The organism is Mycobacterium sp. NGS58, from assembly GCF_059812385.1.
In genome coordinates this window covers 44,880-64,837 of record NZ_JCALCO010000023.1, presented here as the reverse complement: position 1 = coordinate 64,837, position 19,958 = coordinate 44,880, and the positions used below count along the sequence as shown (strand labels likewise).

The window sequence follows — 19,958 nt, the reverse complement described above, 5'->3', positions numbered from 1 at the left end:
GTCAGATCGTCCCTTCCGGCAGGCGGCGCAGGTAGGCCTTGCGTCGCCGCGCCAGCTCCGTCACCCGCTGCTCCTCGCTCACTCGCGGCAGGTGCGGCACCTCCGCGTCGAGCCGGTCGAGCTTGACCACCCGCCCGCGCGCGCCGAGGTCTTCGCGCGGACCGCCCTCGCCGAACTCCGCCATGCGCAGGGTCAAAATGGCCTCCCGCAAGCCGTCGGAGTCGATCCAGTTCGCCACTCCGGGATCGACGGGGGAGATCACGTAGGTATATGAGCCGTCCTCGTTTGCGACCGACTGCGCCTTATTCAGGCTGCCGGTGCGGTCGACGAGATCCAAAGTGGTGCCCCAGATGTTGCTCAGCGGCACCGTGAAATATTGGGCGCCACCGTCATTCACCTCGACGACGAACGCCTCGTCCGCGGCGAGGTCGAATCGGCCCATGACGTAGACCTGGTTGCGCATCGCGCCGACCGTGTCGGCCGACCAGGCCAGGTTGAAATGGTTGGCCGGCATCTTGTAGACGCCGTGGCTGAGCTTGCCGGTGAAGTTGGCGAAATAATCCATCATCGCCGCGGTGGCCTCCGCCTGCTCGTCGAGCGTGCGCGTCGGGATGGTCGGAGGGCCGCCGAGTCGTTGCACCTCAATGTGATTGGGGTCGTCGCGACCCCAATCCAGCAGCACGTCGCGGATGTAGAACTCGTGGGCTTCGGGCGAGGTCTGCACGTGGTTGGGCCGCCCGGTGGCGGGTTCGGCGTCGACGGTGATGGTGTAGCTGCCGTCGGATTCGACCTGCATGGTGCGGCCGTTGAGCACGGCGACGGTGCCCATGCGCGCGTCCCACAGCGTGAAGTAGTTTTCGGTCATGCGGTGCGCGCCGACCCGGCCGTGGATCTCGTAACGTTCGTCCCCGGAGATCGGGATCACCCGGTACACACTGTCGGGATTATCAATGCCCCAACGCGATCCGGGAACACTGCGGCCGTCAACCGGGTGTGCGAGCCGGGTGATGCAGCTGACCTTGGGCCGCAGCTTGTCCTGATTCGACGACCAGACCGCCGCCGAGAACATCACCTCGGCGAACGCGTCGTCGAACCGTTCGCGCATCGCGTCCGATGCCTTGGCGCGACCGAGCCACGTCTCGGCGACCGTGCGGTAGGCGGCCTTGACGGTAGGGTGCTCGATCAGGTCGAGCGCCGCCAGCTCCTGTTCGTGCTGCGATGCCGTCGCGACCGGGTGATCAGGCATGGGCTGTTCCTCCGATGTGCTGTCCAAAACGCTTGTTGTACAACGCGAATCGTTCATCAACCTGCTCGGGTCGCAGGCCGTAGTTCTTAAGTCCGTAGGGCGGGCGGGGCGCCTCCCGGGGACGGCACGCAAGCCAGCGCCGCATCGCCTCCTCGGCGGCGGCGGTGAGCGACAGGCCGACGGCGTCGTAGACGCGGGCCACCTGCCCGATCGGATCGGCCACCGCGTCGTCGAAACCGATGTCGGTGACCACCTCGCCCTCATCGGCCCATCCGTCGCGGACCGCCATGGCCCGATCGTTCGTCCACCCCATTCGCTCCAGCCACTGCGTACCAACCCGGTTCGGGTCGACGGCATCGGCGTGCATCGCATGCAGGGTCGCATTCAGGCCGGCCCCCGACGCGATCGTGGTGCGCGGGTCGCGATGCATGTGCACGATGTGCAGTACGGGAAATTGCGCCCGCAAAAGATTCAAATAACCAAGGTGCGCGGGCGATTTGAGCACCCAGCGCCGGGCCCGCACGCCGCGCTGCCACTTCTGCCACTGCAGGAATTGCAGCATGCGGTACAGATGGCGGTAGGCGGGGGAGAAGTCCTGGGCGTCCAGCCAGGTTCGGTACCTCGGCAGGTGCGCGCCCGACTCGGGCACGTGCGACAGGAACGCGTCGGCAAGGAAGACGATCTCCTCCTCGGCCTCCCTGGCGTACATCGGGTGGATCGAGAACAATTCGGGCGCCAGTTCGCGGGACTTCGCTTCTCGCGCTTCGCTGATCGCGATGCGGGGATCGGGGGTGTCGGTGAACTCATAGTTCAGCCGCGGCGCGACCTCGACCACCTCCCAGCCGTGCGCGCAGACGAAGCGCGGGTCGGCGGCCAGCAGCCGCTGCAGCAGGGTGGTGCCGCTGCGCATCATTCCGACGACGACGATGGGGGCGGCGACCGGCTCGTCGAGGATCTCCGGGTGGCGGCGGGTCCACTCCTGCGTGCGCAGCCGCATCCGCAGGCTGTGCACGATGCCCGAACGCAAGACGTGCACGCCGATGGCGTTCAGGTCGGCGCGCGCATAATCGTCCAGCAACACCCGCAGCGGGCCCTCGAATTCGCCCGGACCCCAGTCGGTCAGCTCTTCCTTGCGTTGCGCGTCCGCCAGCACGGCGGCCGGGTCGAACGGGCCGTCGGACGCGCTCGCGGGTGCCACAGGTCAGAACTTCAGATGCTGGCTGACGTCGCCGACCTGGTCGACGAACATGGTGCGGCTGTCGAAGCGCCAGGCCCCGTCCACCCGGTGGAAGGTGTCCTTGTAGTGCCCCGTCACGATCACCTGCAGCGGCAGGTCGGCGGTGGCTTGCGTGACGCAGTAGTAGGACGTGCTCCGCGCGGTTCCGGCCGACTCGTCGATGTAGAGCTGCACGTTGGTCGTGTGGTGCTTGGTTTTCGGAGTGCCGTCGTCATAGATCCGCGTGGCCATGTCATACATCTCCCGCACCCGGGCGGAGCCGGCGAACACCGTCTCCGGCGGGCCGTCCTCCATCCCGCAGATGCGGCCGTGCTCGAAGAGCCGGGCAACACCGTCCAGGTCACCGCCGTCGAGAAGCTGCGCGTAGGTGTAGATGAGGTTGGTGATCTCGGTGGCGCTGTCACTCATGTCGAACCGCCTCGGGAGTCTTGCGCTCTAATGTTGGCAGAACCGGTCCAACTTACATAGAACCGACCATTACTCTGGATCGCCGTGACCTTACCGTGGACGCCGAGCAGGCTCGGCAACCTCACCGGCAAACGCGTGATCGTGACCGGAGCGACCAACGGCGTCGGGCTCGGCACCTCACGTGCGCTCGCCAAAGCCGGCGCGCACGTGATCCTGGCGGTACGCAACACCGAACTCGGCGAGCAACGCGCGGCGGAGATCGGGGGCTCGACCGCGGTGTACAGACTCGACCTCGCCGATCTGTCGTCGGTGCGGGCCTTTGCGGGCCTGATCGACGAGCCGGTGGACATCCTGATCAACAACGCCGGCGCCCTGACCGACCGGCGCACCGAGACCGTCGACGGCTTCGAGATGACACTGGGCACCAACCTGCTCGGGCCGTTCGCGCTGACCAATCTGCTGCTGGGAAAGGTGCGTTCGCAGATCATCAACGTAGGGTCCGATGCGCACCGGTCGGCCACGCTGCGGCTCGACGACCTGCACTTTCGCCGACACAAGTGGACGAGGTTGGGCGCGTACGCGCAGTCGAAGCTCGCGGTCATGCTGTGGGGCCTGGAGTTGGACCGCAGGCTGCGCCAGGCCGGATCGCCGATTGTCACGCAGCTGACCCATCCCGGCTGGGTGGCCTCGAACCTGTCGAACCTGGGCGACTCGCCGCTGATGTCGCTGGCGCACAAGGGAGTCAAAATGGTGGCCGACCGGTTGGCCAACGACATCGACGAGGGCGCCGCGCCCACGCTGTACTGCATCAGCGAGCCGATTCCGCCGGGCAGCTACGTAGGGGTCACCGGCAGGTTCGGGTTGCGCGGCGGCCCGGTACTGATCGGCCGCACGCCGCTGGCGTGCGATTACGATACCGCCGCGCGGCTGGTGACCTTCACCGAACGCGAGACCAACACGACCCTGGAGGTTAGTCATGGGTGAGTTCGACAACACGGTCGCCGTCATCACCGGCGCCGCGCGCGGGCAGGGCCGCAGCCACGCCGTCGCGCTGGCCGAGCGGGGCGCCGACATCATCGCCGTCGACATCTGCGCCGATCTCGATGCGATCCCCTACGCATTGGGGACCAAGGACGATCTCGAGGCGACGGTACGGCTGGTCGAAGGCGCGGGCCGCAAGGCGGTGCCCGTGGTCGCCGACGTGCGCGACCTCGCGCAGCTGGAAGCCGGAGTGCAGGGCGCGATCGATGCCGTCGGAGAGGTGGACATCGTCATCGCGAACGCGGGAGTGGTGGCGATCGGTGACACCGACGCCCACTCTGAGCCGGTGTTCAACTCGATCGTGGACACCAACCTGAAGGGGGTCTGGCACACGCTGCTCGCGACGGTGCCGTCGATCATCCGCAAGGGACGGGGCGGCTCGATCGTGATGATCAGCTCGTCGCAGGGCCTGACCGGCCGGGGCGGCGACGGCAGTTCCGCGATGTTCGCCTACGCCGCATCCAAGCACGGCGTGGTGGGGTTGATGCGTTCGGCCGCGAACGCCTATGCGCCGCACAAGATTCGGGTCAACTCCATCCACCCGGCGGGCGTCATGACGCCGATGATCCTCAACGACTTCGTCGTCAACCGGATGCTGGAGAACCCGAACCCCGCGGTATCCCAGATGCTGCTGCCGGACGTGCCGCTGGTCGAAGCGCAGGACGTGACGGAGGCGGTGCTGTGGCTGGCCGGCCGGAAAGCCCGCTACGTGACGGGCGTGTCGGTGCCCGTCGACGCCGGCCACGCCGTCATGTGACGACGGCCGTCTGTCAGCCCCGGACGACCTTGCCGGCCTTGATGCAGGACGTGCAGACGTTCAGGCGCTGCCTGTTGCCGCCCGGCCGGGTGACGACGTGCACGGTCTGAACGTTGGGATCCCACCGGCGGCTGGTGCGGCGGTGGGAGTGCGACACCGACTTACCGAAGCCGGGGCCCTTCCCGCAGATGTCGCACACAGCGGCCATTGTTCAAGCTCCTCAAATCTCGGGGGTCCGGCAATCTGGCCGGGACAGCCCAGGTTCACCCAGGCCCAACTAGAATACCGATTGTCGTGGTAACCGCCAAAACGTCCACTGCCGACCCCAGGGTCCCGCGGGGTCAGGTGTGCGCCGCGACCCCCTGCGCCGCAAACATCGAGTCGATCACACTACCGGCGCGAATCCGGGCTGCTCGGACCCGGCGCAGTTAGGATGGCGGCGCCGCCGATGATCGGCGCGGTCGCTGCCTGTATCGGCATGCGGACGGCGCGCCGAGCGTGGCTGAGGCCCTTTCTGGCGGCGCCGGCCTGCGCGGAGTTGCGGATATGGCCGGGGAGTAAACATCGGCAGGATGGGAGTGCGCGGGGTGGATGCGCGCGCAAAAAAAGTCGCCGGTCGCGCTCGCGCCAAAGGTCGGCGCGGCGCTCCGGCGGGGATACGACGGTCGGTCTCGCGGCTGCGCCGGGTCGCGGTCGCCTATGTGGTGGTGACGGCGCTGGGCAGCGTCGCCATCGGCAGCACCTCGGGCAACAGCCCGACGGGGCAGGGCGGGCTGGGCCCGAAAGCGTCGTGGGCCGGCCAAGCCGGCGCGGCGGCCTCCTGGTGGCAGGCCGGCGGTCCTCCTGCCGCGGTGCCCGAGGCCGCCGCCGTGCGGCCCGGGATCCAGCTGCTTCAGGTCGCCTTCGATGGTCGGGGAACGTGGCCGGACGGACCGGACGCCACCCGCGGCTACCTCGAGGATGCGCTGACGCGAGTAGGGATCACCGATGCGCCGGCCCGTGGCCGTTGGATCGAGGGGATGATGACCATCGCCGACCACGAGACCCAGTTCCACTCGGACGCGATCAACCTCTCAGACAGCAACGCCTACGGACCATCCCAGCTCGACGGCGGCCCGCTGCACGCGACGCGGGGACCGTGGCAGATGATGCCGGACACGTTTGCGGCGTTTCACCAGGCGGGGACGTCGAACTCGGCATGGGATCCGGTCGCGGCGGCCTGCGCGTCGATCAACTACCAGATGAGCCGCTACGGGGTGAGCCGCGACGGCAGTAACCAGCGCATGCTCGTAGGACAGGCCAATCCCGGTATCCGGCAGGGCTATTAAGCGCGCCTGCGGTTTATTCTTGCCAGGGTGAATGGCGTCGAGGACTACCTCGACCGGATGGATCCGGTGCTCGCTGCTCGATCATTCTCAACGGCGCTGAGCAACTGAACGCAACGGCTCCGTCGCCGGGCTACGCTGGCGCCCACCGCGGGGGACCGGTGCGGAGGAGGTGGGTCACCCTGGGCACTGCTGACACGTCGCAGGATCGTCTCCTGGACGCGATCACCCTGCGCGACTGGGCGCACGCCGCCGTCAGCGACCTGATCACGCACATCGACGAGATCAACCGGCTCAACGTCTTCCCCGTCGCCGACTCCGATACCGGCGCCAACATGCTGTTCACCATGCGTTCGGCGCTGGCCGAGACCAAGGTGGTCACCGGCGCCGAGGGCGGCTCGACCTGCGTCGCGCGGACCGCGGCGGCGCTGTCCGCCGGTGCATTGAACGGCGCGCGCGGCAATTCCGGGGTGATCCTGTCGCAGATCCTGCGCGGCGTCGCCGACGTCACCGCGACCGCCGCCGCCGAGGCCGGGGGCGAGCTGCCACGCATCGACGTCGTCGTCCTGGGTGCCGCGCTGCAGCGCGCCGTGGAGTTGGTGATCAGCTCGATGGGCGGTGAGGAGATCCCCGGGACCATCGTCTCGGTGCTGCGGGCGGCCGCGAACGCGGTCGCGCAGAGCGCCGCAGCCGGGGATGGGCTGGGGCCGGCGGTCATCGCCGCCGGCGACGCGGCGGTGGTCGCGCTGGAGAAGACCCCCGAACAACTCGACGTGCTCGCCGACGCCGGCGCCGTGGACGCCGGCGGGCGGGGTCTGCTCGTCCTGCTGGATGCGCTGCGGTCCACCATCACCGGGCAAGCGCCGGCCCGCACGGTCTACGAGCTGTCTCCGCGAGCGCAGCCGCCGGCGGCGCCTGCGCAGCGCCCGGCGCCTCAATTCGAGGTCATGTACCGGCTGGACGGCTGCGAGCCCACCGCGGCGGACACGCTGCGCGAACGGCTGGCGGAGCTGGGTGATTCGGTCGGTATCGCGTCGGCACCGTCGTCGGCCCAGCGTACGTACTCGGTTCACGTGCACACCGACGACGCCGGCGCTGCCGTCGAGGCCGGGCTGTCGGCCGGGCGGCTCAGCCGCATCGTCATCTCGGCATTGAGTTCCGGTACGCCCGGACTGCCGGCCGGCGGATGGACGCGGGAGCGCGCGGTGCTGGCGGTGGTCGACGGCGACGGCGCCGCGGAGCTGTTCGCCGGCGAGGGTGCCTGCGTGCTGCAGCGCGGCCCGGCAGCGCACGATCCCGTCACCAACATCAGCGCGCACCAGCTGATGCGGGCCGTCGTCGACACCGGCGCCGCCCAGGTGATGGTGCTGCCCAACGGCTACGTGCCGGCCGAGGAGCTGGTAGCCGGCTGCACCGCGGCCATCGGCTGGGGGATCGACGTGGTGCCGATCCCGACCGGGTCGATGGTGCAGGGGCTGGCCGCGCTGGCCGTGCACGAAACCGACCGGCAGGCGGTCGACGACGGCTATACGATGGCCCGCGCCGCCGGCGCGGCGCGGCACGGTTCGGTGCGCATCGCCACCGAGAGCGCCTTGACCTGGGCGGGTCGCTGCCGCCCCGGCGACGGCCTGGGCATCGCGGGCGACGAGGTGCTGATCGTGGCCGCCGATGCGGTCGGGGCGGCGATCGGCCTGCTCGATCTCCTGCTGGCCTCCGGTGGCGACCTGGTGACGGTGCTGCTGGGCACCGCCATCGACTCCGACGACGACGCGGGCGCGGTCACCGACATCCTGGAAGAACACATGCACGACCACCACCCCGGGACCGAACTGGTCACCTACCGCACCGGCCACCACGGTGACGCGCTGCTGATCGGGGTCGAGTAGCGATGGTGTCGCTGAGCGACCGGCTGGACTTCGTCGTGGGCGCCAAGGCCGCCGAATCGCTCGACGAGGTGTTCGGCATCCGCACCGTCGACGACCTGTTGCGCCACTACCCGCGCAGCTACACCGAGGGCGCGACGCGGTGGGAAGCCGACGGCGAGCGGCCCGAAACGGGTGAGCACATCACCATCATCGACACGATCGCCGAAACCAAGACCTTCCCGATGAAGAAGACCCCGAAGAAGCTGTGCCACCGCATCACCCTCGGCGCCGGGCGCAACAAGGTGACCGCGACGTTCTTCAACGCGAACTACCTGAAAAAGGACCTGACCAAGGGCGCCAAGGTGATGCTCTCCGGCGAGGTCGGATTCTTCAACAACGTCATGCAGCTGACCCACCCGGCGTTCCTCATCCTCGACTCCCCGGATGGGCGCAACCGCGGGACCCGATCTCTGAAGAACATCGCCAACGCCTCCGGTGCGACCAGCGGCGAGGAACTGTTGGAAGCTTACGAACGCCACTTCTTCCCGATTTATCCGGCCAGCACGAAAATGCAGAGCTGGGACATCTTTTCGTGCGTGCGTCAAGTGCTCGACATGCTCGACCCGGTCCCGGATCCGCTGCCCGACGGCCTGCGCGCGAAACTCGGCCTGGTCTCCGAAGACGAGGCGTTGCGCGACATCCATCTGGCCGAGAGCGAGCCACGGCGCCAGCGGGCCCGCGAGCGCCTGACCTTCGACGAAGCAGTCGGCCTGCAGTGGGCGCTGGTTGCCCGCCGGCACGGCGAGCTGTCGGCATCGGGGCCGCCGGCGCCGCCGCGTCCGGACGGTCTGGCCGCAGAACTGTTGGGGCGCTTGCCTTTCGAGCTGACCGCGGGGCAGCGCGAGGTGCTCGGTGTGCTGACCGACGAGCTAACGGCGACCCGACCGCTGAATCGTCTGCTGCAGGGTGAGGTCGGCTCCGGCAAGACGATCGTCTCGGTGCTGGCGATGCTGCAGATGGTCGACGCCGGATATCAGTGCGCGCTGCTCGCTCCCACGGAAGTACTTGCAGCTCAACATCTTCGGTCGATCCGCGATGTGCTCGGTCCGCTGGCGATGGCGGGCCAGCTGGGTGGCGCCGACAACGGCACCCGGCTGGCTCTGTTGACCGGTTCGATGACCGCCGCGCAGAAGAAGCAGATCCGCGCCGAGATCGCCGGCGGCGAGGTCGGCATCGTCGTCGGCACCCATGCGCTGCTGCAGGACGCGGTGGAATTCGACAACCTGGGCATGGTGGTGGTCGACGAGCAGCACCGCTTCGGGGTCGAGCAGCGAGATCAGTTGCGGGCCAAGGCCCGTCCCGGGGTGACGCCGCACCTGCTGGTGATGACGGCGACGCCGATTCCGCGCACCGTGGCGCTCACCGTATACGGGGACCTGGAAACCTCAACGCTGCGCGAACTTCCGCGCGGCCGCCAGCCGATCACCAGCAACGTGATCTTCGTCAAGGACAAGCCCGCGTGGCTGAGCCGGGCCTGGCAGCGCATCACCGAGGAGGTGGCCGCCGGCCGGCAGGCCTACGTGGTGGCGCCGCGCATCGACGAGAGCGATGACCCGGGGGACCAGGAGCAGAACGCCAAGGCGCCGGAGACCGCCGAGGGCCTGTACGCGCGGCTGCGCTCCGGTGAGCTGGCGAAGCTGCGCCTGGGCCTGATGCACGGGCGGCTGTCGGCCGAGGATAAGGACGCCGCGATGGCGGCCTTTCGGGCCGGCGAGGTCGATGTGCTCGTGTGCACCACCGTCATCGAGGTGGGCGTCGATGTCCCCAATGCCACCATCATGTTGGTGATGGACGCCGACCGGTTCGGGATCAGCCAGTTGCATCAGCTGCGCGGCCGTATCGGCCGCGGCCGCCATCCCAGCCTGTGCCTGTTCGCCAGCTGGTCCGCGCCGAATTCGTCAGCCGGCCGCCGGCTGCGCGCGGTGGCCGAGACGCTGGACGGCTTCGCCCTGGCCGATCTCGACCTCAAGGAACGTCGGGAGGGAGATGTGTTGGGCCGCAACCAGTCCGGTAAGGCGATCACGTTGCGGTTGTTGTCCCTCGCCGACCACCGGGAGTTCATCGAGGCGGCCCGGGATTTCTGCGTCGGGGCCTACGCCGACGACCGCTCGAATCCCGGGCTGGCCGTGCTTGCCGCGCGATTCACCGACACCGACCGCATCGAGTACTTGGACAAGTCGTGAACCGCAAAGTCCTGCTGTGGCTGGCCGCGGCGGCGGCGCTCGCGTTGCTGGTGGCCTATCAGACGGTGGGATCCTCGACCGCACGACATTCCGCCGAATACGCTGCGCGCGCCGACGTTCCGACGGTCCAGCCCGGCACCGATGTGCTCGGGGGCATCGCCGTCGTGCCCCTGCGTCAGCACCGCTACGACTACCTGCGGTCGGCCTTCGGCGATGCCTGGGACGACGACAACGACGCGCCGATGGGACACAACGGCTGCGACACCCGCGACGACATCCTCAACCGCGACCTCGTCGACAAGACCTACGTGTCGGTCAAGCGGTGCCCGGACGCCGTCGCGACCGGCACGCTGCACGACCCGTACACCAACAAGACCATCGCGTTCCGGCGCGGCCCCAAGGTCGGCGAATCTGTCCAGATCGACCACATCGTCCCGCTCGCCTACGCCTGGGACATGGGCGCATACGGCTGGCCCGCCCCCGAACGGCTGCGCTTCGCCAACGATCCGGCCAACCTGCTGGCGGTCGACGGGCAGGCCAATCAGGACAAGGGCGATTCGGCGCCGGCGCAGTGGATGCCGCCGAACGGGGCGTTCGCATGCCAGTACGCCATGCAGTTCATCGCGGTGCTGCGCGGTTACTCGTTGCCGGTGGACCAGGCGTCGACCGGCGTGCTGCGTCAGGCCGCCACGACCTGCCCGACGGGGTAGCGGGTTACGCGCCCTCGTAGGTCTCCGGATCCGGGCGCAGCCGAGTGCCGTCGTTGAGCGCGTTGATCGCATCCATGTGCTCATCGGCCAGCTCGAAGTCGAACACATCCAGATTGGACCCGATGTGTTCGGCGTTGGCCGATCGGAAGACGACCGCGTTGCCCAGCTGCAGGTTCCACCGCAGCAACACCTGCGAGGCGGTCTTGCCGTATTCGCCGGCGACCGAATTCACCGTCGGGTTGTCGTTCAGCTTGCCCAGCGCCAACGGCGTGTAGGACTGCGTGAGCACGTTGTGCTCGGCGTTGGTCTTGCGCACCGCTTCCTGGTTGAGCAGCGGGTGCAGCTCGATCTGGTTGACCGCCGGGGTGACGAAGGTGAGGTCGATGACCGTCGTCAGGAATTCCTCGGTGAAGTTGGAGACCCCGATCGAGCGGGCCTGACCCTCCGCGCGGGACTGGATCATGCCGCCGAAGGAGTTCACGTAATTACCCATGGCGGGGGCTGGCCAGTGGATCAGGTAGAGGTCGACGTAGTCCAGGCCGAGGCGCTCCAGGCTGGCCTGGCACGCGTCCATCGCCCCCTTGAAACCCTGGTCCGCGGTGGCGAGCTTGGTGGTGACGAACAGCTCGGCGCGGGGAATGCCGGAGGCGGCGATCGCGCGCCCGACGGCGGCTTCATTCCCGTAGGCGGCGGCGGTGTCGATCAGCCGGCAGCCGATCTCCAGCGCGGCCGAGACCGCCCGTTCGGTCTCGTCGTCCGACAATTCCGCGACACCCAGGCCCAGGGCCGGGATCGTGTTTTCGTCGTTGAGAGCAATTGAGGGTAAGGCGGAGCCCGACTCGCCGGCCAATTCATTCACCTGCCTGTGAAATTGAAGGTTCGAGACTGTGTACCGAGCCGGGTTCCGTCACCGGGCGAGATCGGCGCCGTGTGGCGCCGTGTTCGAGGCGCTCAGTTCGGTATAGAACACGTCGAAGTTGCTCGCAATCCGATGAAAGCTCACCGACTTGGGGATCAGGATCTTACCGAGTCTATAAAGGCAACCTAATCAACACCTGGACGGGTGTCTATGCGTGCCGTCGGCCGCGCGCAGACCACCCCGTACAGTTAGTCGCGCGGCACACCGGTGTCGGCTGGTCTCTGATGCGGCGAAGCCGGTGATGCCGCGAGGCCGGTAACCGACGGCGGCGTTGACCGCCCGTTTGGTGGCCGCCCGGGCCGGTAAGCCTTGAGAGGCGACGTGCGGCGTCAGCGATAACCGTTCGTCGTCGGGCGTTAGCACGTGTTGTCGTAAGGGGGTTGTTCATGACCAGGCCTCTGTCAAGCGCGCCGCGAGTTCAGGTTGGCGCCGAGCACACATCGGTGCCGCTAACCAGCCGCATCCAGGGCGCCCTCACCAGCGTCGGGACCAAGGTCATCCCCTGGATCCCGACCGCGCTGCGCCGAGGCCTGGTTCGCAGTCGTTCGGTGATCATCGACGGCAACACGCTGGACCCAACTTTGCAACTGATGTTGTCGGGCCTGCGCGCCGTCGGCATCGACGGGCTGGTCGTCGACGACGACGCACACGCGTCGCGCACCCAGCTGCGCGAATCGATCGTGGGTTTGCCCGGCCCGCAGATCCACGTCGACGTCGACGAGCTGTCGCTGCCCGGTCCGGCCGGCGGGATCGGGGCGCGCCACTACCGTCCGGCCGACGGCGCGGCCGCACCGCTGCTGGTCTTCTACCACGGTGGTGGTTGGTCGATCGGCGACCTGGACACCTATGACGCGCTGTGCCGGCTGATCTGTCGCGACGCCGGCATTCACGTGTTGTCGATCGACTACCGACTGGCCCCCGAACATCCGGCCCCGGCCGCCATCGAAGACGCTTACGCCGCGTTCACCTGGGCATACGAACACGCCGGCGAGCTCGGTGCGATTCCGGGACGGGTCGCCGTCGGCGGGGACAGCGCCGGCGGCAATCTCGCCGCCGTCGTCAGCCAGATAGCGCGCGACGAGAACGGCCCCGCCCCGGCGCTGCAATGGCTGATCTACCCGCGGACCGACTTCACCGCGAAGAACCGGTCGCTGACCCTGTTCTCACGTGGTTTCCTGCTCACCAAACGGGACATCGACTGGTTTGAATCCCAGTACCTGCGGCATTCGGGACTGGACCGGACCGATCCGCGAGTGTCGCCGGCGCTCGCCGAATCGCTGGCCGGGCTGGCGCCCGCGCTGATCGCGGTCGCCGGCTTCGATCCGCTGCGCGACGAAGGCGAGACCTACGCCGAGGCGCTGCGGGCCGCCGGAATCGCGGTGGACCTGCGGTACCTCGGGACGCTCACACATGGCTTCGTCAATCTGTTCCCGCTGGGGGGCGACAGCATGGTGGCGACCAGCGAGCTGATTTCGGCGCTGCGCGCACACCTGAGCCGGGTTTGATTCGTTGAGGCGCCGGCGCCGGTACCCTAGAGGCGCTTTGTCCGATCGCTTTGTCCGCAACCGGGCAGACCGACAACTCGTAGCGAAAGATCAGGGAACCTGTGGCCGACACACCCAAACGTCCCCCGCGATTCGACATGAAGTCGGCCTCCGGCGGTAAGTCGAGCCGGCTCGTCCAAATCGGCGGCACCGCATTCGTGGTCATCTTCGCGGTCGCCCTCGTCTTCTACATCGTCACTTCGCACCACAAGAAGCCCGGTCCCACCGGCGCCGGCGACACGGTGCGGGTGACATCGAGCAAGCTGGTCACCCAGCCGGGCAGCAGCAACCCCAAGGCCGTGGTGACGTTCTACGAGGACTTCCTGTGCCCGGCCTGCGGCAACTTCGAGCGCACCTTCGGCCCGACTGTCTCTCGGCTCATCGACATCGGTGCCATCGCGGCGGACTACTCGATGGTGTCGATCCTCGACAGCTCGCGAAACCAGAACTACTCGTCGCGCGCGGGTGCCGCGGCGCTGTGCGTCGCCGACGAGAGCCAGGATGCGTTCCGGCGCTTCCACTCCGCGCTGTTCAGCACCGACATCCAGCCGAGCGAAACCGGCAAGACCTTCCCGGACAATGCGCGGCTGATCGAACTCGCCCGTGAGGCGGGTGCGGCGGGCAAGGTGCCGGACTGCGTCAACAGCGGCAAGTACCTGTCCAAGGTCACCGGCGAAGCGGCGGCCGGACATATCAACGCCACGCCGACCATCAAGATCAACGGCGACGACTACGACCCCTCGACGCCCGACGCGCTGGTCAACAGAATCAAAGAAATCGTGGGCAACATCCCGGGTATCGACGGCGCGGTCGCGCCGGCCTCCATGTGACCGGTGCGGTGTCGACCGAAGCTGCCGATCGCACCGGCGACCTGACACCGGATCCCCCTTCAGCGCCGCGGGTGCCGCCGCTCAGCGCCTGGTGGGTGCTGATCGCCGGTCTGATCGGCCTGGCCGCATCGATGACCCTGACGGTCGAGAAGATCGACATCCTGCTCGACCCGTCGTACGTGCCGTCCTGCAACATCAACCCGATCCTGGCCTGCGGCTCGGTGATGATCACCCCCCAGGCGTCGTTGCTGGGCTTCCCCAATCCGCTGCTGGGGCTGGTGGCCTTCACCGTGGTGGTCGTCACGGGACTGCTGGCATTGACGAAAGTGGCCCTGCCGCAATGGTATTGGGTTGGACTGACGATCGGTGTGGTGGTCGGCGCGGTGTTCGTGCACTGGCTGATCTTCCAGAGCCTGTATCGGATCAACGCGCTGTGCCCATACTGCATGGTGGTGTGGGCCGTCACCATGTCGCTACTGGTGGTGGTCGCCTCGATCGCCTATCGCCCGCAGCGCCGGGGTTTTGGGTGGGTGCTCTTCCAATGGCGCTGGTCCATCGCCGCCCTCTGGTTCACCGCGGTGTTCTTATTGATCATGGCGCGGTTCTGGGACTATTGGTCGACGCTGTTGTAGGTAGCTGCAGGTGACTCGGATCATTGGCGGGGCGGCCGGGGGCCGGCGCATCGCGGTCCCGCCGCGCGGCACCAGGCCCACCACCGACCGCGTCCGCGAGTCGCTGTTCAACATCCTGACCGCGCGCCTGGAATTGACCGGCCTCAACGTGCTGGACCTCTTCGCCGGTTCGGGCGCACTGGGATTGGAGGCGTTGTCCCGCGGCGCGGCCGCCGCGCTCTTCGTGGAGTCGGACCCCCGAACCGGATCGGTCATCGCGCGCAACATCGAAACCCTGGGTCTGCGCGGCGCGACGCTGCGCCGGGGGGAGGTCGCCACCGTGCTGGCGGCCGGGGCCGCAGTCGCGTTCGATCTGGTGCTGGCCGACCCGCCCTACGACGTCGACGCCGCCGAGATCGGGGCCGTGCTGGCCGCGTTGCCCGCGCATGGCTGGGTGCACGAGGGCAGCGTTGCGGTGGTGGAGCGGGCGGCCGGCGGCCCGCCGCTGAACTGGCCGGCCGGCTGGTCGGTATGGCCGCAACGGGTTTACGGCGACACCCGTCTGGAACTGGCCGAGCGTCAGTGAGGCGGGCGTGTACCGTCATTCGTCATGATCGCCGATGTGCGGAGACCGCCCCTTGGCGCCGGAGCGCCCGCATGAGCGGCGCGGTGTGCCCGGGTTCTTTCGACCCGGTGACGTTGGGCCACATCGACGTCTTCGAGCGCGCGTCGGCTCAGTTCGACGAGGTGGTGGTGGCGATCCTGACCAACCCCGCCAAGAAGGGCATGTTCGACCTCGACGAGCGGATCGCGATGATCAACGAATCGACGACGCACCTGCCCAACCTGCGAGCGGAAGCCGGGCAGGGTCTGGTCGTCGATTTCGTCCGCGCACGCGGCATGACGGCGATCGTGAAGGGCCTGCGTACCGGCACCGACTTCGAATACGAGCTGCAGATGGCGCAGATGAACAAACACGTGGCAGGCGTGGACACCTTCTTCGTCGCCACCGCCCCACGTTATTCGTTCGTGTCGTCGTCGCTGGCCAAAGAGGTCGCGATGCTCGGTGGCGACGTGTCGGAGCTGCTGCCAGAACCGGTGAATCGTCGCTTGCGGGAAAGGCTTTCGGAACGGTCCTGATCCGGGGTACCTGAGGTCGCCGACATCGATAGGAGAACGGCAGCCATGACGGAAGACATCCCATCCGAGGTACCCGAGGCCGCGGCCGACCTGATCGCGCTGCTGGCCGACGAGGGAGTCGCGCACTTCTTCATCAACCCCGGAACCGATTCCGCCCCGATCCAGGAGGCGCTGGCGGCGGCGCGTGCGGCCGGCACGCCGAGCCCGCGGGCGGTGTTGTGCGTGCACGAGAGCATCGCCCTGGCCGCGGCCATCGGCCATCACATGGCCAGCGGCCGCCCACAGGCGGTCATGGTGCACGTCGATGCCGGGACGCTGAACCTGGGCTGCCAGCTGCACAACGCCCAGCGCAACGGAACCCCGGTGGTGCTGTTCGCCGGGCGGACTCCCTACAGTTCGGCGCCGCAGGTGCGCGGTCACCGCGATACCTACATCCATTGGCAGCAAGAGCAACTCGACCAGCCGGGCGTCGTACGCAACTACGCCAAGTGGCACATGGAGGTTCCCCGCGGCCGCGAGCTGGCGCCGATCGTCCGCCGTGCGTTCCAGGTCGCCCAGTCGTGCCCGACCGGTCCGGCCTACGTCATGCTGCCGCGGGAAGCGCTGATGGAGCCCGGCGCCGGCGTAATGCCGCGCAGGCTGCCGCCGGCCATACCGCCCGGCCCGGATCCGGGCGCGCTCGGACGCCTGGCGGGAATCCTGGTGGCGGGCAAGCGGGTTGCCATCGTCACCGCCCGGACCGGCGCCGACCCGGGGGCCGCGACCGTGCTGGGCCGCATCGCGGAGTTGCTCGGCGCGCCGGTGATCGATCAAGGCGACCGCGCCAACCTGCCGCTGGGGCATCCGCTGCACGTGGTGGGCGACGCCGCCCCGCTGGGAAATGCCGATACCGTGCTGCTGCTGGACTCCGAAGTGCCCTGGGTGCCGTCGCAGCTGGGCCCGCCCGCGGATGCCCGCGTGGTGCAGATCGACGGGGATCCGGTCAAAGCGAGCATGCCGCTGTGGTCGTATCCCGTCGAGGTCGCCTTGACCGCCGACACCCGCGTCGCGCTGGTACTTCTCGAGCAGACCCTGTTGCGGCTGGCCACCGATGAATTGCGGGAGAAGTGGGCCGCACGGCGGCAGGCGGCCGAGGCCGACATCGCGCAACGCATCTGCGAAGCGGCCCGCCGCGCGGCCTCCGACAGCCCGGAGGACGCCGCCGATGCGATGATGGCCGCGCTGGCAAGCGCCCTGCCCGAAGACGCAGTGGTGGTCCAGGAGGCCGTGACCAACCGGTCCGCCGTCGCTCGACAGGTACGCCGGGCGCCCGGGCACTTCTTCGACACGGGCGCACCGGCTTTGGGCTGGGCGCTCGGCGGCGCCTTCGGGGTCAAACTGGCCCGGCCGGAGGCACCCGTCGTCGCCATATGCGGGGACGGCTCGTTCAACTTCGGCGTGCCCACCGCGGCGTTGTGGTCGGCGCATCGCCACGGCGCGCCGTTCGTGACGGTCGTCTTGAACAACCAGTCGTATCTGGCCTCCAAGTTGCCGGTGATGGCGTTGTATCCGGACGGAGTGTCGGTGCGGGAGAACGACTTCGGCGAAACGCAGCTCACCCCGGGCGCGGATTACGCCGCTCTGGCCAAGGCCTGCGGGGGCAGCGGACGCAGTGTGCACACGCCGGCGGAGATGGGCGAGGCCGTCAAATGGGCGCTCGCCGAGGCCGAGCAAGGGCGCTGCGCGGTGCTCGACGTGCGGTTGCCGCAACCCTGAGGCCGGTCAGTGCTGATGCTCGCCGGCATCGGGCGAACCGCCCATCATGCGCACCATCGGCAGACCGTCGGACATGATGAAACGGGCGACCAGGACGACCGCGAGCACCAGGCACGCGATGTTGAGCCAGGTCGTGTAGTTCCACGAGATCGACGCTTCGAGCACCGTCGCATTGCGCTGCGCGGGAATGAGATGAGTCGTGCCGAAGATCAATTCGACCAAATACCCGGCGGCGATAATCGCGGCGTAGAAGGTACCCAGCAGCGTCAGCATCATCCGAGTCCCGTAGTACTTGCGGTAGATGTTCAGGATCGGAAGGATCAACAGGTCGGCGTAGATGAACGCGATGACGCCGCCGAAGCTGATCCCCCCGTTCCACAACACCGCGGCCAGCGGGACATTGCCGATCGAGCACACGAAGGACAGGATCGCCACAACGGGCCCCACGATCGGCCCCCAGATCGCCGAGAGGCCTGGGTGATCGGCCAAAAAGAAGATCTGCCAGAATTTTTCGGGCACCCAGGCCGCGACGGCACCCGCGATCAGCAAGCCCAGGACAAGGTCGCGCAGGATGGCGAGCCACTCCATCACGAACACGTGCGACACCGAGGTCAGGCCCGCCGGGGAGAACAGGCGTCGCCAGAACGGGCCTTCTCCCTGGATGGACATATCCATGGCGGCGTGGCCTTCCATCGAGCCGGCGACTCCCTTCTCGGCCTGCTCCCGCGCGGCGTCGACGAGCCGCGAGCGCACGAACAGCCGGAACAGGACGGCCAGCACCACGATCATCAATGGGCCGCCGACGAATTCGGCGGCGGTGAATTGCCAGCCCATCAGCAGGGCCAGGATGACGCCCAACTCCACGACCAGGTTGGTCGACCCGATTTCGAACGCCATCGCGGCGGTGAAGCTCGCGCCCTTGCGGAACAGCGACCTCGCCAGCGCGACCGCGGCATAGGAACACGACGACGATGCCGCGCCCAGCCCGGCCGCGACCGCCAGGGTCCTCGGCCGGTCGTCACCCATCAGCGCCACGATCGTCGAGCGCCGCACGACCGCCTGCACCACCGCCGACAGCGCGAAGCCCAGAATCAGCGCCCATAGGATTTCCCACGTCATCGACCCTGCGATCGTCAATGCGTGCCCGACCGCGGACATCACCGTCATTGAGAATCCTCCTGCGGTAAACCGACACGCGCCCGGGCGGCCACGCCCCCGGGCGAGTATACCCCTTGGGGGTATATACCGGGAGCAACGCGGTGTTCATCCGCGAGACGGTGCCCGCCCGTCGGCACTAAATGACGGTCGGGATAGTGCCATCAGTCGTCCGCCAACTAGAATCGCTGGCAAACAGCCGCGCCCCCACCCATCGACGCAACCAAGGGCCTGCGCCCTTGCTGCATCGACCGGGGCCGGCAACGAATATCGGCCCGGATGGGCAAATACCCGACACACCGGTGTCGCCACCGCTGTCACAGGGACAACACCAGGCACACTGGTAACAACAAAAGCTTTGCAAACGCCAGGAGGGTATGGCCGTGTATCGAGTCTTTGAGGCGCTGGACGAACTCAGCGCCATCGTGGAAGAAGCCCGTGGCGTTCCGATGACGGCCGGCTGCGTGGTGCCTCGCGGCGACGTGCTGGAGCTGATCGACGACATCAAGGACGCGATCCCGGGCGAACTGGACGACGCCCAGGACGTCCTGGACGCGCGCGACTCCATGCTGTCCGACGCCAAGGCGCACTCCGAGTCCATGGTGTCCTCGGCGACCACCGAGTCGGAGTCGATGCTCAACCATGCCCGCTCAGAGGCCGACCGGCTGCTGTCCGATGCCAAGGCGCAAGCGGACCGGATGGTGAGCGAAGCGCGCCAGCACAGCGAGCGGATGGTCGGCGAGGCCCGCGAAGAGGCCATGCGCATCGCCACGGCGGCCAAGCGTGAGTACGAGGCCAGCGTCAGCCGCGCCCAGGCCGAAGCCGACCGGCTCCTGGAAAACGGCAACATCTCCTACGAGAAGGCCGTGCAAGAGGGCATCAAGGAACAGCAGCGCCTGGTCTCGCAGAACAGCGTGGTGGAGGCGGCCAACGCGGAGGCCACGCGGCTCATCGACTCGGCGCACGCCGAGGCCGACCGGTTGCGCGGCGAGTGCGACATCTACGTCGACAACAAACTCGCCGAATTCGAGGAATTCCTCAACGGCACCCTGCGGTCGGTAGGGCGCGGCCGTCACCAACTGCGGACGGCGGCCGGAACCCACGACTACGCCGTGCGCTAGCCGTTTCGCGGCCGTAGGCCGGGCGGGCGCGCCCTGGAATTATGCGGTCAG

General features: G+C 68.1%; 19 protein-coding genes. 13 read left to right on the top strand and 6 right to left on the bottom strand.

Going from position 1 to position 19,958, the window contains the following annotated elements:
• Position 1 precedes the first annotated feature (1 nt).
• From AC5Y4H_RS20280 to AC5Y4H_RS20270, 3 genes are read right to left on the bottom strand one after another with little or no spacing between them, the layout of a single operon-like run.
• Entirely contained in the window at positions 2 to 1,246 is a 1,245-nt protein-coding gene (locus AC5Y4H_RS20280) for a hypothetical protein (RefSeq protein ID WP_499984364.1), read from the bottom strand.
• The gene (locus AC5Y4H_RS20275) at positions 1,239 to 2,444 is read right to left on the bottom strand and encodes a sulfotransferase family protein (protein ID WP_499984363.1); all 1,206 of its coding nucleotides are present in this window, start codon (positions 2,442 to 2,444) and stop codon (positions 1,239 to 1,241) included. Before AC5Y4H_RS20275 ends, AC5Y4H_RS20280 begins: the two co-directional genes overlap by 8 nt.
• Before the next feature lie 3 nt (positions 2,445 to 2,447).
• Positions 2,448 to 2,891, bottom strand: coding sequence for a nuclear transport factor 2 family protein (locus AC5Y4H_RS20270; protein ID WP_499984362.1), 444 nt, complete (start codon positions 2,889 to 2,891; stop codon positions 2,448 to 2,450).
• An 84-nt stretch (positions 2,892 to 2,975) separates the two neighbouring features.
• On the opposite strand from AC5Y4H_RS20270, the gene AC5Y4H_RS20265 reads away from it, so the two are divergent.
• Together AC5Y4H_RS20265 and AC5Y4H_RS20260 are read left to right on the top strand one after the other, a co-directional pair.
• Complete coding sequence (locus tag AC5Y4H_RS20265) at positions 2,976 to 3,875, top strand: SDR family NAD(P)-dependent oxidoreductase (protein ID WP_499984361.1); 900 nt, start codon at positions 2,976 to 2,978, stop codon at positions 3,873 to 3,875.
• Positions 3,868 to 4,689, top strand: a complete 822-nt coding sequence (locus AC5Y4H_RS20260) for a mycofactocin-coupled SDR family oxidoreductase (protein WP_499984359.1) — start codon at positions 3,868 to 3,870, stop codon at positions 4,687 to 4,689. The genes AC5Y4H_RS20265 and AC5Y4H_RS20260 overlap by 8 nt, the downstream gene beginning before the upstream one ends.
• Before the next feature lie 13 nt (positions 4,690 to 4,702).
• On the opposite strand, the gene rpmB is transcribed toward AC5Y4H_RS20260, so the two are convergent.
• Positions 4,703 to 4,897 carry a 50S ribosomal protein L28 gene (gene rpmB / locus AC5Y4H_RS20255; RefSeq protein ID WP_007171345.1) on the bottom strand — a complete coding sequence of 65 codons (195 nt, stop codon included), beginning with the start codon at positions 4,895 to 4,897 and terminating at the stop codon, positions 4,703 to 4,705.
• Between the two features lie 370 nt (positions 4,898 to 5,267).
• On the opposite strand from rpmB, the gene AC5Y4H_RS20250 reads away from it, so the two are divergent.
• The 4 genes from AC5Y4H_RS20250 to AC5Y4H_RS20235 all read left to right on the top strand — a co-directional run bounded on the left by AC5Y4H_RS20250 (position 5,268) and on the right by AC5Y4H_RS20235 (position 10,832).
• Entirely contained in the window at positions 5,268 to 6,017 is a 750-nt protein-coding gene (locus tag AC5Y4H_RS20250) for a transglycosylase (protein WP_499984448.1), read from the top strand.
• 179 nt (positions 6,018 to 6,196) lie between these two features.
• Positions 6,197 to 7,900 (top strand): DAK2 domain-containing protein, encoded by a 1,704-nt coding sequence (locus AC5Y4H_RS20245; RefSeq protein ID WP_499984446.1) that lies wholly within the window; start codon positions 6,197 to 6,199, stop codon positions 7,898 to 7,900.
• 2 nt (positions 7,901 to 7,902) lie between these two features.
• A complete protein-coding gene (gene recG, locus AC5Y4H_RS20240; protein ID WP_499984358.1) occupies positions 7,903 to 10,122 on the top strand; it encodes an ATP-dependent DNA helicase RecG in 2,220 nt (739 codons plus the stop codon).
• On the top strand, positions 10,119 to 10,832 hold the full coding sequence (locus AC5Y4H_RS20235; RefSeq protein WP_499984357.1) for an HNH endonuclease family protein: 714 nt from the start codon (positions 10,119 to 10,121) through the stop codon (positions 10,830 to 10,832). Before recG ends, AC5Y4H_RS20235 begins: the two co-directional genes overlap by 4 nt.
• Before the next feature lie 4 nt (positions 10,833 to 10,836).
• Here AC5Y4H_RS20235 and AC5Y4H_RS20230 read toward each other — a convergent pair whose 3' ends face one another.
• Positions 10,837 to 11,682, bottom strand: coding sequence for an aldo/keto reductase (locus AC5Y4H_RS20230; RefSeq protein WP_499984444.1), 846 nt, complete (start codon positions 11,680 to 11,682; stop codon positions 10,837 to 10,839).
• 455 nt (positions 11,683 to 12,137) lie between these two features.
• Here AC5Y4H_RS20230 and AC5Y4H_RS20225 point away from each other — a divergent pair, with 455 nt between their 5' ends.
• The 6 genes from AC5Y4H_RS20225 (at position 12,138) to AC5Y4H_RS20200 (ending at position 17,631) form a co-directional block, all read left to right on the top strand.
• Positions 12,138 to 13,256 carry an alpha/beta hydrolase gene (locus AC5Y4H_RS20225; protein WP_499984355.1) on the top strand — a complete coding sequence of 373 codons (1,119 nt, stop codon included), beginning with the start codon at positions 12,138 to 12,140 and terminating at the stop codon, positions 13,254 to 13,256.
• A gap of 101 nt (positions 13,257 to 13,357) precedes the next feature.
• A complete protein-coding gene (locus AC5Y4H_RS20220) occupies positions 13,358 to 14,125 on the top strand; it encodes a DsbA family protein (protein ID WP_499984354.1) in 768 nt (255 codons plus the stop codon).
• Positions 14,122 to 14,757, top strand: coding sequence for a vitamin K epoxide reductase family protein (locus AC5Y4H_RS20215; protein WP_499984352.1), 636 nt, complete (start codon positions 14,122 to 14,124; stop codon positions 14,755 to 14,757). Before AC5Y4H_RS20220 ends, AC5Y4H_RS20215 begins: the two co-directional genes overlap by 4 nt.
• A 10-nt stretch (positions 14,758 to 14,767) precedes the next feature.
• On the top strand, positions 14,768 to 15,322 hold the full coding sequence (gene rsmD / locus AC5Y4H_RS20210) for a 16S rRNA (guanine(966)-N(2))-methyltransferase RsmD (protein WP_499984351.1): 555 nt from the start codon (positions 14,768 to 14,770) through the stop codon (positions 15,320 to 15,322).
• 71 nt (positions 15,323 to 15,393) lie between these two features.
• Positions 15,394 to 15,876: a pantetheine-phosphate adenylyltransferase gene (gene coaD, locus AC5Y4H_RS20205; RefSeq protein ID WP_499984349.1), complete on the top strand. Its 483-nt coding sequence runs from the start codon at positions 15,394 to 15,396 to the stop codon at positions 15,874 to 15,876.
• A gap of 45 nt (positions 15,877 to 15,921) precedes the next feature.
• Entirely contained in the window at positions 15,922 to 17,631 is a 1,710-nt protein-coding gene (locus tag AC5Y4H_RS20200; protein WP_499984348.1) for a thiamine pyrophosphate-requiring protein, read from the top strand.
• Between the two features lie 6 nt (positions 17,632 to 17,637).
• On the opposite strand, the gene AC5Y4H_RS20195 is transcribed toward AC5Y4H_RS20200, so the two are convergent.
• Positions 17,638 to 18,798 (bottom strand): permease, encoded by a 1,161-nt coding sequence (locus AC5Y4H_RS20195; RefSeq protein ID WP_499984345.1) that lies wholly within the window; start codon positions 18,796 to 18,798, stop codon positions 17,638 to 17,640.
• A 371-nt stretch (positions 18,799 to 19,169) separates the two neighbouring features.
• Between AC5Y4H_RS20195 and sepIVA the strand changes: the two genes are divergently transcribed.
• Complete coding sequence (sepIVA, locus tag AC5Y4H_RS20190) at positions 19,170 to 19,907, top strand: cell division protein SepIVA (protein ID WP_499984442.1); 738 nt, start codon at positions 19,170 to 19,172, stop codon at positions 19,905 to 19,907.
• Positions 19,908 to 19,958 lie beyond the last annotated feature (51 nt).

Bases quoted from the DNA above. Each gene is read 5' to 3' on its own strand.
- AC5Y4H_RS20225 (WP_499984355.1), top strand. From the start codon at position 12,138: ATGACCAGGCCTCTGTCAAGCGCGCCGCGAGTTCAGGTTGGCGCCGAG.
- AC5Y4H_RS20280 (WP_499984364.1), bottom strand. From the start codon at position 1,246: ATGCCTGATCACCCGGTCGCGACGGCATCGCAGCACGAACAGGAGCTG.
- recG (WP_499984358.1), top strand. From the start codon at position 7,903: ATGGTGTCGCTGAGCGACCGGCTGGACTTCGTCGTGGGCGCCAAGGCC.
- rpmB (WP_007171345.1), bottom strand. From the start codon at position 4,897: ATGGCCGCTGTGTGCGACATCTGCGGGAAGGGCCCCGGCTTCGGTAAG.
- AC5Y4H_RS20270 (WP_499984362.1), bottom strand. From the start codon at position 2,891: ATGAGTGACAGCGCCACCGAGATCACCAACCTCATCTACACCTACGCG.
- AC5Y4H_RS20195 (WP_499984345.1), bottom strand. From the start codon at position 18,798: ATGACGGTGATGTCCGCGGTCGGGCACGCATTGACGATCGCAGGGTCG.
- coaD (WP_499984349.1), top strand. From the start codon at position 15,394: ATGAGCGGCGCGGTGTGCCCGGGTTCTTTCGACCCGGTGACGTTGGGC.
- AC5Y4H_RS20260 (WP_499984359.1), top strand. From the start codon at position 3,868: ATGGGTGAGTTCGACAACACGGTCGCCGTCATCACCGGCGCCGCGCGC.
- AC5Y4H_RS20200 (WP_499984348.1), top strand. From the start codon at position 15,922: ATGACGGAAGACATCCCATCCGAGGTACCCGAGGCCGCGGCCGACCTG.